Source organism: Acinetobacter sp. ANC_7504 (genome assembly GCF_056779995.1).
Window position 1 is genome coordinate 70,553 of record NZ_JBWYIZ010000012.1, and the last position, 15,489, is coordinate 86,041.

Annotated in this window: 17 protein-coding genes; 12 read left to right on the forward strand and 5 right to left on the reverse strand. The window is 38.5% G+C overall.

All coding sequences use genetic code 11. The features are described from left to right. Window positions 1-42 precede the first annotated feature (42 nt). Genes bioA through bioD form a run of 4 tightly spaced genes read left to right on the forward strand, consistent with a single transcriptional unit; the run spans window position 43 to window position 3,909 of the window. Window positions 43-1,326 (forward strand): adenosylmethionine--8-amino-7-oxononanoate transaminase, encoded by a 1,284-nt coding sequence (gene bioA, locus AC1M9F_RS12360; RefSeq protein WP_481597906.1) that lies wholly within the window; start codon window positions 43-45, stop codon window positions 1,324-1,326. After that, window positions 1,323-2,480: an 8-amino-7-oxononanoate synthase gene (locus AC1M9F_RS12365; protein ID WP_481597907.1), complete on the forward strand. Its 1,158-nt coding sequence runs from the start codon at window positions 1,323-1,325 to the stop codon at window positions 2,478-2,480. Before bioA ends, AC1M9F_RS12365 begins: the two co-directional genes overlap by 4 nt. Next, window positions 2,477-3,268 carry a malonyl-ACP O-methyltransferase BioC gene (gene bioC, locus AC1M9F_RS12370; protein ID WP_481597908.1) on the forward strand — a complete coding sequence of 264 codons (792 nt, stop codon included), beginning with the start codon at window positions 2,477-2,479 and terminating at the stop codon, window positions 3,266-3,268. The genes AC1M9F_RS12365 and bioC overlap by 4 nt, the downstream gene beginning before the upstream one ends. Beyond that, complete coding sequence (gene bioD, locus AC1M9F_RS12375) at window positions 3,265-3,909, forward strand: dethiobiotin synthase (protein WP_092767451.1); 645 nt, start codon at window positions 3,265-3,267, stop codon at window positions 3,907-3,909. Before bioC ends, bioD begins: the two co-directional genes overlap by 4 nt. A 47-nt stretch (window positions 3,910-3,956) precedes the next feature. On the opposite strand, the gene rluB is transcribed toward bioD, so the two are convergent. Genes rluB through AC1M9F_RS12390 form a run of 3 tightly spaced genes read right to left on the reverse strand, consistent with a single transcriptional unit; the run spans window position 3,957 to window position 6,543 of the window. Beyond that, window positions 3,957-5,123, reverse strand: a complete 1,167-nt coding sequence (gene rluB / locus AC1M9F_RS12380) for a 23S rRNA pseudouridine(2605) synthase RluB (protein WP_081403293.1) — start codon at window positions 5,121-5,123, stop codon at window positions 3,957-3,959. Window positions 5,124-5,164: 41 nt separating this feature from the next. Beyond that, window positions 5,165-5,755 carry an SMC-Scp complex subunit ScpB gene (gene scpB, locus AC1M9F_RS12385; protein ID WP_035269219.1) on the reverse strand — a complete coding sequence of 197 codons (591 nt, stop codon included), beginning with the start codon at window positions 5,753-5,755 and terminating at the stop codon, window positions 5,165-5,167. Beyond that, window positions 5,752-6,543: a segregation and condensation protein A gene (locus tag AC1M9F_RS12390; protein WP_481597909.1), complete on the reverse strand. Its 792-nt coding sequence runs from the start codon at window positions 6,541-6,543 to the stop codon at window positions 5,752-5,754. The genes scpB and AC1M9F_RS12390 overlap by 4 nt, the downstream gene beginning before the upstream one ends. Before the next feature lie 281 nt (window positions 6,544-6,824). Between AC1M9F_RS12390 and AC1M9F_RS12395 the strand changes: the two genes are divergently transcribed. After that, window positions 6,825-7,556 (forward strand): GNAT family N-acetyltransferase, encoded by a 732-nt coding sequence (locus tag AC1M9F_RS12395; RefSeq protein WP_481597910.1) that lies wholly within the window; start codon window positions 6,825-6,827, stop codon window positions 7,554-7,556. A 32-nt stretch (window positions 7,557-7,588) separates the two neighbouring features. On the opposite strand, the gene AC1M9F_RS12400 is transcribed toward AC1M9F_RS12395, so the two are convergent. Then, entirely contained in the window at window positions 7,589-8,206 is a 618-nt protein-coding gene (locus AC1M9F_RS12400; protein ID WP_035269212.1) for an L-threonylcarbamoyladenylate synthase, read from the reverse strand. A gap of 81 nt (window positions 8,207-8,287) precedes the next feature. After that, the gene (locus AC1M9F_RS12405; protein ID WP_180028321.1) at window positions 8,288-8,950 is read right to left on the reverse strand and encodes an elongation factor P hydroxylase; all 663 of its coding nucleotides are present in this window, start codon (window positions 8,948-8,950) and stop codon (window positions 8,288-8,290) included. Between the two features lie 97 nt (window positions 8,951-9,047). Between AC1M9F_RS12405 and AC1M9F_RS12410 the strand changes: the two genes are divergently transcribed. The 7 genes from AC1M9F_RS12410 to AC1M9F_RS12440 form a co-directional block, all read left to right on the forward strand. After that, window positions 9,048-9,605, forward strand: a complete 558-nt coding sequence (locus AC1M9F_RS12410) for a YceD family protein (RefSeq protein ID WP_179999015.1) — start codon at window positions 9,048-9,050, stop codon at window positions 9,603-9,605. Between the two features lie 77 nt (window positions 9,606-9,682). Continuing rightward, window positions 9,683-9,868: a 50S ribosomal protein L32 gene (gene rpmF / locus AC1M9F_RS12415; protein WP_035269206.1), complete on the forward strand. Its 186-nt coding sequence runs from the start codon at window positions 9,683-9,685 to the stop codon at window positions 9,866-9,868. Window positions 9,869-10,082: 214 nt separating this feature from the next. Further along, entirely contained in the window at window positions 10,083-11,069 is a 987-nt protein-coding gene (fabD, locus tag AC1M9F_RS12420) for an ACP S-malonyltransferase (protein ID WP_481597911.1), read from the forward strand. Beyond that, window positions 11,066-11,800 (forward strand): 3-oxoacyl-ACP reductase FabG, encoded by a 735-nt coding sequence (fabG, locus tag AC1M9F_RS12425; RefSeq protein WP_481597912.1) that lies wholly within the window; start codon window positions 11,066-11,068, stop codon window positions 11,798-11,800. Before fabD ends, fabG begins: the two co-directional genes overlap by 4 nt. Window positions 11,801-11,884: 84 nt before the next feature. After that, window positions 11,885-12,121: an acyl carrier protein gene (acpP, locus tag AC1M9F_RS12430; RefSeq protein WP_035269198.1), complete on the forward strand. Its 237-nt coding sequence runs from the start codon at window positions 11,885-11,887 to the stop codon at window positions 12,119-12,121. A gap of 196 nt (window positions 12,122-12,317) precedes the next feature. After that, window positions 12,318-12,791, forward strand: a complete 474-nt coding sequence (lysM, locus tag AC1M9F_RS12435) for a peptidoglycan-binding protein LysM (RefSeq protein WP_481590517.1) — start codon at window positions 12,318-12,320, stop codon at window positions 12,789-12,791. 677 nt (window positions 12,792-13,468) lie between these two features. After that, a partial coding sequence (locus AC1M9F_RS12440) for a GA-like domain-containing protein (RefSeq protein ID WP_481597913.1) occupies window positions 13,469-15,489 on the forward strand: 2,021 nt, incomplete at its 3' end.

Here is a 15,489-nt window from a genome sequence, read left to right on the forward strand (position 1 = left end):
CGCGTTATGCTCTGTTTAGATTAATAAGGAAATTCTTCCAGGATGGTTGACGAATTCGATTTAGCACACTTATGGCACCCTTATACTTCGATGTTAAACCCACTGCCGACATATAAAGTAAAAAAGGCTACAGGGGTGATGATTGAACTTGAAGATGGCCGTCAACTCATTGATGGTATGTCATCTTGGTGGTGTGCCATTCACGGATATAACCATCCTCAACTTAATCAAGCTGTGTGGGATCAATTGCAGCACATGTCACACATTATGTTTGGTGGGCTTACTCATGATCCTGCGATTGAATTAGGGAAGGCATTATTAAAAATTACACCACCTCAATTAGATAAAATATTCTATGCGGACTCAGGTTCTGTCGCTGTTGAAGTCGCACTAAAGATGGCAGTTCAATATTGGACCGCACAAAATAAGAAAGATAAAACCAGTTTTATCACGACGCGTTCTGGTTACCATGGTGATACATGGAATGCAATGTCAGTATGTGATCCAGTTACTGGGATGCATCAGGTCTTTGGTTCTAGTTTACCTTCTCGTTATTTTGTTCCTGCACCGCAGACTCGATTTGATGAAGATTGGAATCCAGCAGATATTCTTGTATTGGCAGAAACTTTAAAAAACCATCATGCCACTATCGCTGCCATGATTATTGAGCCGATTGTGCAAGGTGCTGGAGGCATGCGTTTCTATCATCCTGAATATTTACGCGAAGCCAAGAGGCTATGCGATCAATATCAGGTGTTAATGATATTTGATGAAATTGCCACGGGGTTTGGGCGAACAGGTAAATTATTTGCTTGGGAACACGCTCAAGTTGAACCAGACATCATGTGTATTGGTAAGGCGCTGACCGGTGGGTATATGACTTTATCTGCAACACTGACCACACGACATGTCTCTGAAGTGATCAGCTCTGGTGAAGCTGGCGTATTTATGCATGGACCTACATTTATGGCGAACCCCTTGGCTTGTGCTGTCGCCTTAAAGAGTACTGAGCTTTTATTGTCACAAGATTGGCAGTCCAATATTCAAAGAATAGAGCAAATTCTAAAACATTATTTACATAGATTAGATGATCAAGCGCATATTCAAGATGTTCGTGTGCTCGGTGCTATCGGTGTTGTTGAGCTTAAACAAAATGTTGATATGAAAACGCTGCAACAGCGTTTCGTAGAACGAGGCGTGTGGATTCGTCCTTTTGGAAAATTAGTTTATGTCATGCCACCTTTTGTGATTTCAGATGTCGAACTTACTGAGTTACTAACGCAGTTGGTGAGTGTTGTGATGGAACTTGCAGAGGAAATGAGATGAATCTGTTGGACCACTACGCAGAGCAGTTAGACTCATTAAAACAAACTGGAAATTTTCGGCAGTTTAAATCCATCGTTCAGCATGGAAAATGGGTTGAGCTTCAGCAACAAAGAATGTTGAATCTATCGAGTAATGATTATTTAGGGATTGCGTCAGATCTACAAATAAGAGAAGCATTTTTTGATCACTGTTCAGCAGATTCAAAAAGAATGAGCTCTTCATCTTCAAGGTTACTCACAGGAAATTATCCTGAATATGAGCAATTTGAATATGACATGAGTCAATCATTCAATCAAAGGGCAGTTCTGTTATTCAACAGTGGCTATCACATGAATATTGGTATTCTGCCTGCGATTGCTGATAGTCAAACTTTAATTCTTTCGGATAAATTGATTCACGCCAGCATGATTGATGGGATTCGCTTAAGTAAAGCGAAGCTGATACGTTATCGACATAATGATCTGCTTCATTTAAAGCAATTGATCGAGCAATATCATGATGATCCCTTTTATCAAAGAATCATTGTGGTAACTGAATCAATTTTTAGTATGGATGGTGATGAAACTGATTTAACTGCGTTGGTGAGTCTGAAATATCAGTTCAGTAAAATCATGTTATATGTAGATGAAGCACATGCTATTGGTGTTCGGGGGAAGCAAGGACTCGGTTGCGCTGAACAATATGCTGTCATAGATGATATCGATTTCTTGGTCGGAACATTTGGGAAAGCACTCGCATCTGTTGGTGGATACATTGTGTGTCATCCAATCTTAAAAGATTATTTAATCAACAAAATGCGCTCTTTGATTTTTAGTACCGCACAACCACCCATCAACATGGCTTGGACGCATTTTATTTGGAATAAAATGAAAAAAATGCAGGAGCAACGTGCTCATTTAAGTGATTTGAGTCTGCAACTGCGTCAATATATTCTTGAGCAAGGTTACGAATGTCCTTCAAGCTCGCAGATTATTCCTTTAATTTTAGGTGATTCTCAGCGTGCACTTGAGCGCGCACAACAATTACAACAATCTGGTTTTTATATTTTGCCGGTTCGGCCACCAACGGTTCCACAAGGAAGTTCACGCCTGAGAATTTGTATGAATTCTCAGCTGAATCAAGATGAATTGGAGCGGTTGAAAGAACAATTATGAATGACTCTATGTTGAACAAATTTATTCAAAAAGAAATGATTGCTACTCGATTTGCAAAATCGCATTGGACTTATGCAGATCAGGCACGTATTCAACAAAATGTAGCGAAGCATTTAAGCGAGCTGATGCGTCTTTATGTTTCATCTTCTGAGCTTGCTAAAGTATTTGAAATTGGATGTGGAACTGGAAATCTAACTCAAGAGATGTTTCATCATTTTAAAATGGATCAAGTCATTTTGAATGATTTATATGCTGATGTTGAGCATACCATCAGTCATCATCAGCCTGTCGAGTGGCGTATTGGTGATGTCGAAAAAATTGAGTTACCCAAAGACCTTGATTTATGTGCCTCAAGCTCTGCATTACAGTGGATGTCTGAGTTTGAAAGATTGATACAGAAAATTTATTCGGCTTTAAAGCCCAATGGTTATTTTTGCTTTTCAACTTATGGGCCTCAGAACTTAAAAGAAATTAAATCCTTAACTGGACAAGGATTAAAATATTTTGATCAAAGCCAAATTAAAAGCTTACTAGAGCAGAACGGATTTGAAGTGATGCACTGTGAACAACAATTGGCTCAATTACACTTCGCGCACCCAAAATTGGTCCTAAAACATTTACAGGCCACAGGTGTGACGGCAACCTCACAGGGGTTTCGTTGGACGAAGCAAAGTTTGAATCAGTTTTATCTAGGTTACCGACAATTTATTGCGACTGATGAGCAAGAGAATCTTGTCTATCCTTTAACGTATCACCCTATATTTTTTATCGCACGGAGTAAGTCATGAGTGCTCAAATCTACTTTGTGAGCGGTATTGATACTGGAATTGGAAAAACATACGTCACTGGTTATTTGGCAAAAATTTGGCGTGAACAAGGGCGGAATGTCATTACTCAGAAATTAATTCAAACGGGTAATGTGGATGTTTCTGAAGATATTGAAAAACATCGTGAAATTATGGGATGTGGTTGGTTAGAGGAAGATACTCAAAAACTCACTATGCCTGAAATTTTCAGTTATCCTGCATCGCCTCACTTAGCGACACGTATAGATGGGCGAAGTATTGATTTCGCTAAAATTGAACAAGCGACTCAACAGTTGTCCTCTTCATATGAAGTTGTTTTGCTTGAAGGGGCGGGTGGCTTGATGGTCCCTCTAACAACACAATATTTAACCATTGATTATTTAGTGGATAAAAAATATCCCATAATTTTGGTGAGTTCGGGGCGTTTGGGAAGCATCAACCATACTTTGTTGAGCTTAGAGGCACTGAAGCATCGTGGGCTTGAGTTATATGCTCTAGCATATAATTTGAATGCTGAATCTGACGATGAGCTTATTTCACGTGATACATCTGCCTACTTAAAAAAGTATTTATCGCAACATTTTCCATCTGCTAAATGGATTGATATTCCTTTTATTGAATAAATGAAAAAAACCGCTCTATTGAGCGGTTTTTTTAGGGATTTAAAAAATTAGAACTTCTTAAAGCCTTTGTTAATACCAAAAGGTTTGCGTTGACCAAATTTATTTTCATTACGTGGTTTGTAATCAACAGAATTGCCGTTTACTTCACCTTTGTTTTCAGGACGCTTATTGCGGAAATCCTGATTTTCAGTGCGAGGGGCACGATTGTTGAATCGATTCTCAAAGCCTTCTTGACGTGGCGCACGTGCATTGAAACGGTTTTCTGAGCCTTCTTGACGCGGTGCGCGATTGTTAAATCGATTATCACTGCGGCTTTGATCAGCACCACCTTGACGGAAGTCACGGCGTGGTTCTTGATGCTCGCCTTCGTCACGGCGTTGTTGGCGTAAATAACCACCACGACGTGCTGCAAGTGGTTTCTCTTGCATACGTTCATTGCGGCGTTTCGCCATACCGTAAAGACCAGTACCTTGACGTGGTTTGAGCTCAACAGACTTAGTTAAGTTATCAATGTCATTTTTATCAAGTTCAATCCAACGACCTGTACGTAATTCTCGTGGCAGAATGACTGTACCATAACGTGTACGTAATAGACGGCTGACTTTCAAGCCTTGTGATTCAAAGATGCGGCGTACTTCACGGTTACGTCCTTCTTTTACAACCACTTGATACCAACGGTTAATCCCTTCACCACCAATTTCAGAGAATGACTCAAATTTTGCTGGACCATCATCGAGCATGACACCATCTGTCATGTTCTTTTTCAGTTGAGGGGTCACTTCACCCATCACACGTACAGCGTATTCGCGTTCAATTTCACTAGATGGATGCATTAAGCGGTTTGCAAGCTCGCCATCGTTTGTGAAAAGTAATAATCCTGTTGAGTTGATATCTAAACGACCAACCATGACCCAACGATCACCCGGAATTGATGGTAATTGATCAAATACAGTTGGGCGATTTTCAGGGTCGTTACGTGAACAGATTTCACCTTCAGGTTTGTAGTAAATCAATACACGACGACGGATTTCATCTTCAATTTGGAACTGTACTTTACGACCATCGATACGAAGCTCATCGGTTGGTTCGATACGTTCACCTACTTGAGCAACTTGACCGTTGACACTAACACGACCGGCAGCAATGACTTCTTCCATATAGCGGCGAGAGCCCAAACCTACACGTGCCAATACCTTTTGCAATTTTTCACTCATAACAGCATAACCTTAGAAATAATCATCAACAGTTCACCTATTTACGACTTGGGTGCGTGAGCATCCAATGCCATAAAAGCTTCCTTGGCATCCTGTAGGGGAGGCAGTTGATTTAAATCACTTAAACCAAAAGCATTTAAAAATTGTGGCGTTGTAACCAACAACGCGGGTCTTCCTGGAAGTTCCCGGAAACCAGACTCTTTAATCCAGTTCCAATCGAATAACGTTCTGAGTTGCTGACTGTTATTCGTGACTCCTCGAATTTGCTCAATATCGGCTCGGGTAACGGGCTGATGATAAGCAATCACTGCTAGAGTTTCTAACAATGATGGTGATAATTTAGTTGGACGTTCTGGCCAAGTTTGTGCAATCACTTGTCGATACTTAGCACGAACTTGAAAGCGAAAACCTTGAGCTGTTTCAGTCAGCTCAATTGAACGACCGTGTTGTAACACTGCAAGCTGTTGCAAATATGCGCGCAGTTGTTGTTTGGAAAATTGGTTTTGAAATGCCTCTTTCAAGCGTGCAATAGAAACAGGCGCTTCACTGGCAAAAATAATAGCTTCGAGCTGCATGAGCACTTCGTGGTGTAACTCATCAACTTGAAAGGAGTTTGATTGATCAATGGTCATATCATCAGCCCTTGAATTGCCAGCGGGGCTTCAATACCTGATGCAATAATTTGAACTTTTTGCTGACGTGTTAGCTCTAATATTGCCATAAACGTCACCACTAACCCCATACGGCCTTGACTTGGTTTTAAAAGTTGATCAAATTTCAAAACTTCACCTGATTTTGTCATCTGTTCAATATAGGCAATACGTTCTTCAAGCAAAACAGGTTCTTGAGTAATCTGGTGTGTAACAGGCTCTGGGCGATTAAAAATACAAAACATTGCATCGCGCAGAAGAGAGGCTTCATAACCTTCATTTACTGTATTAATTTGTCCAAGACTAACGTTGGGTAGAAAAGTATCACGGTCTAAAATTGGCATTTGACCGAGACGCTCAGCAGCTTGCTTGATCCTTAAATATGTCTCTAAGCGATCTATTAATTCTTGTTTTGGATCTTTTTCAATTTGAATTGATTTAGGTTTAGGAAGCAGTAAGCGTGATTTTAAATCTGCTAATAATGCCGCCATCACCATATAATCTGCGGTTAACTCAATATTGAGTGACTTCATACTGTCAATATATGACAAATATTGCGTTGCAATCGGAGCTATATCGAGCTGAAGTAGATCGAAACCGTTTTTTTGGATGAGGTAAATTAAAAAGTCGAGTGGTCCTTCGAAATGTTCTAATAGAATTTCGAATGCTGCAGGCGGTATATATAAATCTTCAGGAATCGTATCTTGCCACTCATCTAAAACACGGATGTGTGGAAGTGCGTCCATGGGATTATGGATAGCTTGAGTCATTACAATTATTAGCCACGCGAATTTTCAAAAGCATGTTGGGCGATTCAGGAGATCACATATCGAAATCAGTAAAAGGACAGTGATTCGAATAGCATAAAAACAATATGGGTATTCTAAATTAAATCGAGTGCTGAATATATCTTTATCCGCAGTTTTACGATAAAAAATTTGAAATAAATAGGTAGTATTTTTTAAGGTTATATAGATATATTTAGTGTTTTAACTAATAAATGTAAACTGGTATTCATTGTTAGCGTGTATTCGACGAGAAGTAAAAGAGTATGAATAATTTTCAAAAAGTAGAACAAAATGTATATGAACAAAGTGTAGGTATAAAAGTTCACTCATATACTCACCCTATAGACTCATTCAAAGCGTTGAGTGGAACGTATGTAAATTTATATCCCTTAAATTTAATTCAAAATATTGAAGAGCTTGCAAGAGATCTATTCCCACTCAAGATTACAGATGAGTTTATTTCAAGCTTTACCTATTTGCCTTACGATGCGCCAACTTCGATTGAAGATTTGTCATATAAACTCTCATCGCAATTTGGTACACAAGGGAATATTTATTATGTTATTCGCATAGCGAAAAAACCAGTGGGGTGGATCGCATTGATGAATATCGGGTTGGATGATGGAGTGGTTGAAATTGGGAATGTATACTTCTCAGCAGATTTAAAACGGTCTAGAGCTGCTACAGAAGTATTATTTTTACTGTTGAATGAGTGTTTTACTTTAGGATTTAGGCGTATAGAGTGGAAGTGTCATGAGTTGAACTTAGCTTCCAAAAAAGCCGCGCTACGATTCGGTTTTCAATATGAAGGAATGTTTAGACAACATAAAGTGGTCAAGGGAAGAAACCGAAACACGCTTTGGTTTTCAATGTTGGATGAAGAGTGGCTGACTTTAAAAGAAAGTTATTTAGCTTGGCTTGAACCAAGCAACTTTACGCAAGAGGGTCAACAAATAAAGACCCTCCAAGTAATTTATAAAGAAAAATCAGCGTAAATTAAATAAAGCGAGATGAATGGTGAGGCATTTTACTCAAAAGCACTCACATCACCCACGCCACGGCGGATAATTTCAGGTTGACTTCCTGAGAGATCAACAATACTTGTTGTTGTTAATGTGCCAAGTCCACTATCAATAAAAACATCAATTCTTTTACTTAATTGTTGTTCTATTTCATATGGATCATCCAAAGGCTCAGTTTGACCTGGAAGAATCAGGGTGCTGGTGAGTAAAGGCTCACCCAGCTCTTTAAGAAGCATTTGACAGACTGGGTTGCTCGGTACACGTAAACCAATGGTTTTCTTTTTGGGGTGCATCAAGCGACGAGGGACTTCACTTGTCGCTTGCAAAATAAAGGTGGTAATCGCAGGTGTATTATTTTTAAGCAGACGATAAGTTGCATTATCCACTTTTGCATACGTTGCAATATCTGAGAGATCCGCACATAAGATCGCATATTGATGCTTAGCACCAAGATCACGGATTTGAGCAATTCGTTCCATTGCTTGCTTATTACCAATTTGGCATCCGATGGCATAGGCCGCATCTGTTGGATAAACCACGACATCGCCTGCACGTATTCTTTCTACTGCTTGAGTAATAAGTCGAGATTGTGGATTGTCAGGATGTACTCTTAAATGAAGCATTTTATTTTCTCCTGATTATTTTTTCGTATTATTGCGTGCATAGACATTCACTTCAATGTCATGAATATATATTTACTAGACTTAATCTAGCGATGCACGAGAAAATTCATCCAAATGTAATGTTTTGCCACTTCTGAGACACTTACAGATGCACTGAATAAAGTGTTGAGCATCTCTTGGAAGCTGAGCGTCACCTGAAAAATAGCGCTGTACTTGAGCATAAACATTGTCTTTAAAAGACTGTCCATCACCACCTTCACCCGTTAAATTGTCCAGAGAAACGCGGAATTTTCGACCAAAGGCTGTGGCAAACATCCATTCTATTGCTTGAGGTTTAATTTCGACTTGTTCAAATAGGGCTTGTTGTTCAGCGGTTCGACCATCTGGTGCATACCAGTAGCCAAGATCAGGAAGAGTGCGACGATGATCTCCTGCGATTGTCCAATGACTTATTTCATGTAAAGCACTATTGAAAAATCCATGTGCGAATTGGATGCGAGCGGGTTGTTGGTCTGAGGCAGGGAAGTATTCAGGTTCAAAGTCGCCTTTGACTAATGTGACATTTAAGTGGGAAAACCAATGATTAAAGTGTAAGATAAGCCAGTCTACCTGTTGAGCTTCTGTTTGCAGATTTACCCAAGGTGCGAGTTGCACGCGGTCTAAGTGATCGGTCAAATTTGAGGTCGAAGGATAGTGTAACTGTAATGAAGTTGTGACTTCAGGTTGCGGCTGCAACTGATGCATGACTTGATTAACCCAAATGATCTGTCTGAATAAGTGCAAAATTGTATCTTAATCTTTGACAGAGTACTTATGAATTTGTAGAATTGCCGCCTTAATTATGTCAGCAAATACCTTTCCGGCACAGATTGAGCCGTTTAAATGGGCTGAACAGGGCTTCACATGGTCAGGTACACTGCCATTGTCGCGCTTTGTTCGTATATCCCGTGAAGCTGTTGGGTCAATTGATAATCAATTGATCAACATAGACTGTAAGCTATCAATGGATGCGTATCATCGTATCGTTTGGCTTGATGGTAGTGTTGAAACGAAGGTTCCAATGGAATGCCAACGTTGTTTGGATACTGTTGAATTACCTCTCGAATTGGACTTTCATCTGGCTTTAGTCGATGATGAGTCACTGATAGAGCGCTTGGATGAGGATGCTGATTTCATCGTCTTAGGTGAGAGTGAAGCAACGACAAAAGGTTCATTTGATGCACCTGCAACCGCTGATTTACTTTCTCTCATAGAAGATGAATTGTTATTGTTGATTCCTTTGTCACCAAGACATGAGTCTTGTGAGCATAAGCATCAACCTGCCCAAGAAGAAGTTGTTGAAGAAAAACGAGATAATCCGTTTGGTGTTTTGGCAGCTTTGAAGGGTAAACTTAACTAATTTTTGTGTTATACTCTTAGGTATAAGACAATCGAATTTGTTCTGATCCATTTTTTCGATCTTTGTAAGGAGCCATCATGGCCGTTCAGCAAAACCGTAAAAGTCGCTCTCGCCGTGACATGCGCCGTTCACATGACGCTTTAACCGAGAATGCATTAACAGTAGACCAAACGACTGGTGAAACTCACCGTCGTCACCACGTAACTAAAGATGGTGTCTACCGTGGTCGCCAATTATTCGCTAAAGCAGCTGATGCTGAATAATTGGTGATGTATTAAGCGTCAAGCTTAGTAGAAAAAATGGGAGCGTAAGCTCCCTTTTTTTATTTCTATTTTTTGTTGTATTTGGCAATTACCAAAGCTTTTTTTTAATGATAAATTTCGCTCCATCAAATCAGTTAAGACTTGAGTTTGATGTTCAAGATGATCGAAATGAATCAAAATTGAATAGTCAAAGCTCTGAATAAAGGATTTTTATATGTCTGCTAAACGCCTCGAGCAAGCCGTTCTTGCGACCAAAACTGCATTTGTTTTTCCTGGACAGGGTTCTCAAAAAGCAGGAATGTTAGCGGAGCTTGCAGAACAGTTTAGTAGTGTGCAAGAAACGTTTGCTGAAGCTTCTGAAGCACTCGGCTTTGATTTATGGCACATTGCGCAAAGTGGTGAAGGGTTAAACCAAACTGAATTTACACAACCAGTACTGCTCACAGCAAGTATTGCTTTATGGCGTGTATGGCTAGAGCTTGGTGGTGTCGTTCCTAAATATTTAGCGGGACATTCACTAGGTGAATACAGTGCGTTGGTTGCTGCAGAATCTTTAAGCTTAAAAGATGCAGTTAAATTGGTGAACTTACGCGGTAAGTTGATGCAAGATGCTGTTCCACAGGGCCAAGGTGCTATGGCTGCGATTCTTGGTCTTGATGATGCTAAGGTTGTAGAACTGTGTGCTCAAGTCACCGCTCAAGGTGAGGGTTCGGTGGATGCTGCAAACTATAATGCACAGGGTCAAGTTGTGGTGGCAGGTGATACTGCACGAGTTGAAGCGTTAATGGCTTTGGTAAAAGAGCAAGGTGCAAAAGCAATTACGTTACCAGTATCAGTACCATCACATTGTTCATTAATGAAGCCAGCGGCAGCAGAGTTTGCCAAAGCTTTAGCAGATGTTGATATTCAATTACCTCGCATTCCAGTGATTCAAAATGTCAATGCACAAGTGGCTGACAGTGTTGATGAATTGCGTACAGCGTTGACATCACAACTTTATGAGTCTGTCCAATGGACTAAAACACTTCAAGTATTGGCTGATCAAGATGTGAGCTATGTTGTTGAATGTGGTCCTGGGAATGTATTAACAAATTTAGCAAAACGTTTAGAACATGTTGAAAAAGCATTGCCTTTAGATACTAAATCTCGTTTAGAAGATGCTTTAAATACTGTATTAGTTGCAGAAGGGAAAATTGCATGACGCAGGAACGTAAAGTCGCGTTAGTGACAGGTGCAAGCCGTGGTATTGGTGCTGCGATTGCACAACAGCTGATCGAAGATGGTTTTTTTGTCGTAGGAACAGCTACATCTGAGTCTGGTGCTAAAAAATTATCTACACAATTTGCTGAACATGGTGCAGGAAAAGTACTTGATGTTCGTGATGGAGCTGCAATTGATGCACTCATTACAGATATTGAACAAAGTTTTGGCCCTGTACTTGTTCTTGTGAATAATGCAGGTATCACAAAAGATAATCTACTGCTTCGTATGTCTGAAGATGATTGGGATGATATCCAAAATATTCACCTTAAAGCAGTATTCCGTCTCTCTAAACGTGTATTGAAAGGTATGACGAAAGCGAGATTTGGACGAATTATCAATATTAGTTCTGTCGTTGCGCATTTTGCAAATCCAGGTCAAGCAAATTATTCCGCTGCGAAGGCTGGGATTGAAGCTTTTAGCCGCAGTTTGGCTAAAGAAATGGGCAGTCGTCAAATTACTGTCAATAGTATCGCGCCTGGATTTATTGCAACTGAGATGACTGAACAGTTAAGTGATGAAATTCAGAAAAAAATGAGTGATCAAGTGGCATTGAACCGTTTTGGTCAGCCTCAAGATATCGCAAATGCAGTAAGTTTCCTTGCTTCTGATAAAGCAAGTTACATTACTGGTACGGTATTACACGTGAATGGCGGTTTATACATGGCGTAATGCGATGTATAAACTTTCAAATATATCAAGATTCAATTAAACTATAGGCATTATACGCCGCCACAAGCAATGAGGAGAATTCCTGTGAGCGATATCGAACAACGTATCAAACAAGCAGTAGCTGAACAACTTGGCTTAAAAGCTGAAGAGATTAAAAACGAAGCATCTTTCATGGATGACTTAGGTGCTGACTCTCTAGATCTAGTTGAGCTTGTAATGTCTTTCGAAAATGATTTCGACATTACTATTCCTGATGAAGACTCTAACGAAATTACAACTGTTCAATCTGCTATCGATTATGTAACTAAGAAATTAGCTTAATCATCAGATTCAGTTCTTTTCGAACTTAAAAGCTACCTTTATGGTGGCTTTTTTTATTAAGGATTAAATTGCAATATTACATTAAGTTACCTTAAGTTTAAGAAAGATAACGGCGTTAGGTATAGTTCTTCTGTATAAAAATTAAGGGATCTAAATTATTTGATCACCAAACTGAAATAACAATAGGAGAATAACAATGGGTCTTTTTGATTTTGTGAAAGGTATTGGGAAAAAGAATACCGCACCAGCTGAGCAACAAGCTACACCAGCAACGCCAGCAGAGCCATCTGCTCAAGAAGTTGCGAATAAATTATTGGGGCATATTAAATCACTTGGCTTACCAGTAACAGGACTGTCTGTAACTTATAATGCAAGCAGTGATTTAGCGACTGTAAAAGGACAAGTGCAAACTCAAGCAGATCGTGAAAAGATCATCTTGGCTGTGGGAAATATTGATCATGTTGCTCAAGTCGATGACCAACTTACTGTTTCATCTCCAGAGCCTGAAAGTAAATTCTATACAGTAAAATCAGGGGATAATCTTTCAAAAATTTCTAAAGAGTTTTATGGTGATGCAAATCAGTACAACAAAATTTTTGAAGCAAACCGACCATTACTTAAAAATGCTGATGATATTTTCCCTGGACAGGTTTTAAGAATTCCAAACTAAAATATCAATGAATCTAAAAGACCGAGATTTAAATCTCGGTCTTTTTTTGATCCAAAATTTATTACTAAGTTTAATTTAATTATTAAAAATGAAGCTAAAAATATAATTCATTTTAAATTTTATTGGAGAAAAATTAAAAATATGATGAAGAAAAATTAGACAATGTTTTTTTTTATCAAAACAAAATTGAAATTGTATAAAAATATATCAAATAATCTTAATTATGATCTAAATTTAAATTAACTGGTAAGCTTATGATTTTTATGAAATATATTTAAATTTATAAAATTAAATTGTTGATAATTAACAATAATATTTATATTTCAGATATTAAACTTATGTTGCATGAGGTTTTATTTTGTAATTTTAAATAAAAACTATAGTAATTTTGTATTAATTATAAAGTCTCTTAAAATTTAATAAGCGAGAATATGTTTACAATATTTATTATATTTGTGATATGAATCAAACAAATGTAATTTGTTGGTGAACAAAACACTAAATATTATTTCTTTTTAAAACATATACTTGTAAATATTTATAAAGAATTAAGAGTAAATACAAAAATTTGTTAATTTAGTTAAATTTTGACTGACATTTTATGACGTTTACTTTGATTTTCTATCTGTTAAAAAAATAGAGGGTTAAAGAATATCTTAATAATACTGGGTGACGTCATGAAAAATTTAGAAATATTATCAAAAAACGATGGGGCGGTTTTAGAAAAGACTACTGCTAATAAAATCGTATTAAACCAGAACTCAATTGTGAAAATTGATGCATCAATCGAAGAGGTCTTAAACTTTCAGAAAGAAGGAAATTCTTTAGTTATTAATTTTAAAAATGGCGAACAATTAGTTGTAGAAAGTTATTTTGACGATCCCTTAAATAGTCATAATATTTTATTTAATGACAATGGTCAGCTTTATTGGGTTGAGTTCACAGATGCTGCCAATGAAATAGCTTCGACTATTAAATATTATCCAATTGATGATATTTCAGCACTTATCGCTGGAAACTCAAGTACAGCTTTGACAGGGTTAACTCCATGGTTAATTGCAGGGGGATTAGCTGCTGGAGTAGTTGCTATTGCAGATAATATGAGTGATTCAGATAAAAAATCTAATTCTGTATCGCCGGAACCAGAACCACCAATTAACGATGAATTAGAACAAGCAAAACAGCTGGTTAATGATGCAGAGAAAGCTTATCAAGATCTTAAAGATTTGATTGAAGATAAATTAAATGATGGGTTAATTACTCCCGAGGAAAAAGCTGAATTAGAGGAAGCATTACAAGATGCTAAGAATGCTAAAGATGCTGCTCAAGATAAAGTCGATAACTTGGTAGATGGCGAGGCAAAATCTGATTTACAAGATCGACTAGATGATTTGGTTGATGAAGCGTTGCCAGCAATTAATGATCAAAATGGTGATGGTGTACCAGACGATCTCGAGCAAGCTTTACTAGATGCTGAAGAAGCTGTAGCCAATGCTGAACAAGCGTACGAAGCATTAAAAGATTTAATTTTAGAGAAGAATGAAAACGGCCTGATTACACCTGCTGAAAGAGCGGAATTAGATCAAGCTAAAGAGGCTTTCGAGAGTGCCAAAGCCTTAGCAGAAACTAAAACAAATTTATTACCAGAATCAGTTCAATCTCAAAAAGATGCTTTGCAGGAACGTCTTGAAGATTTAGTGGATATCATCCTACCTGAAATTAATGATGAAAATGATGATGGTATCGTAGATGATATCGCTGAAGCACTCATTGAAGCAGAGTTGGCTGTTGCGGAGGCTGAAGCAAAGTATGCAGCTGCTGAAAATGCTTTAACTGTTGCAAATCGTGATGGATTAATTAATCCAACAGAGCTTAATGCTTTACAGAATGCTTTAGAGCAGGCACAAATTGCTAAGTCAACTGCTCAAAGTAAAGTAAATGCTCTACCTGAATCTGTTCAGGAACAGAAAGATGCCTTTCAAAATCGATTAGATGATCTGACTGACATAAGTTTGCCTGAAGTAAATGACGCAGATGGTGATGGCATTGTAGATGGCTTACCAGAAGCGATTCAGGAAGCGCAGTCAGCTGTAGAAGAAGCTGAAGCTAAATATGCTGAAGCTCTTAATAATTTAGCTTTGGCTCAAAAAGATGGCTTAATTAACCCGCTTGAACTCAGTATTCTTGAACAGAAAGTACAGGCTGCACTTGATGCAAAAGAAGTTGCTCAAGATAAGGTAAATGTATTGCCAAATGGAGCGATTAAAGATGGTTTACAAGATCGTCTAGATGCTCTTGTAAATATTGACTTACCTGAAGTCAATGATGCAGATGGTGATGGCGTACCAGACGGCGAAGATATTACACTTGAAGAAGCAACAGAGGCAGTAGAGGCGGCTGAAGCAGCATATGCTGAGGCAGAGCAAGCACTAGCAGATGCCGAATCAGATGGTTTAATCACCCCAACAGAACTTGCTGAGCTGACTCAAGCACGTGATGATGCGCTTACTGCTAAAGAAGATGCACAAGCGAAAGTTGATGTACTTCCAGAAGGAGCAGACAAAGACGCGCTGGATGCACGCTTAGATGATCTCGTTGATATCACTTTACCGCCTGTCAATGATGAAGATGGCAATGGTCGTGATGATGCGATTGATGCTGCAGCAGGTCTTGTACAAGAAGCGATTGATCTTAGAAA

Coding starts and splice junctions, on each gene's coding strand:
- bioA (WP_481597906.1), top strand. CDS start 43: ATGGTTGACGAATTCGATTTAGCACACTTATGGCACCCTTATACTTCG.
- AC1M9F_RS12365 (WP_481597907.1), top strand. CDS start 1,323: ATGAATCTGTTGGACCACTACGCAGAGCAGTTAGACTCATTAAAACAA.
- bioC (WP_481597908.1), top strand. CDS start 2,477: ATGAATGACTCTATGTTGAACAAATTTATTCAAAAAGAAATGATTGCT.
- bioD (WP_092767451.1), top strand. CDS start 3,265: ATGAGTGCTCAAATCTACTTTGTGAGCGGTATTGATACTGGAATTGGA.
- rluB (WP_081403293.1), bottom strand. CDS start 5,123: ATGAGTGAAAAATTGCAAAAGGTATTGGCACGTGTAGGTTTGGGCTCT.
- scpB (WP_035269219.1), bottom strand. CDS start 5,755: ATGACCATTGATCAATCAAACTCCTTTCAAGTTGATGAGTTACACCAC.
- AC1M9F_RS12390 (WP_481597909.1), bottom strand. CDS start 6,543: ATGACTCAAGCTATCCATAATCCCATGGACGCACTTCCACACATCCGT.
- AC1M9F_RS12395 (WP_481597910.1), top strand. CDS start 6,825: ATGAATAATTTTCAAAAAGTAGAACAAAATGTATATGAACAAAGTGTA.
- AC1M9F_RS12400 (WP_035269212.1), bottom strand. CDS start 8,206: ATGCTTCATTTAAGAGTACATCCTGACAATCCACAATCTCGACTTATT.
- AC1M9F_RS12405 (WP_180028321.1), bottom strand. CDS start 8,950: ATGCATCAGTTGCAGCCGCAACCTGAAGTCACAACTTCATTACAGTTA.
- AC1M9F_RS12410 (WP_179999015.1), top strand. CDS start 9,048: ATGTCAGCAAATACCTTTCCGGCACAGATTGAGCCGTTTAAATGGGCT.
- rpmF (WP_035269206.1), top strand. CDS start 9,683: ATGGCCGTTCAGCAAAACCGTAAAAGTCGCTCTCGCCGTGACATGCGC.
- fabD (WP_481597911.1), top strand. CDS start 10,083: ATGTCTGCTAAACGCCTCGAGCAAGCCGTTCTTGCGACCAAAACTGCA.
- fabG (WP_481597912.1), top strand. CDS start 11,066: ATGACGCAGGAACGTAAAGTCGCGTTAGTGACAGGTGCAAGCCGTGGT.
- lysM (WP_481590517.1), top strand. CDS start 12,318: ATGGGTCTTTTTGATTTTGTGAAAGGTATTGGGAAAAAGAATACCGCA.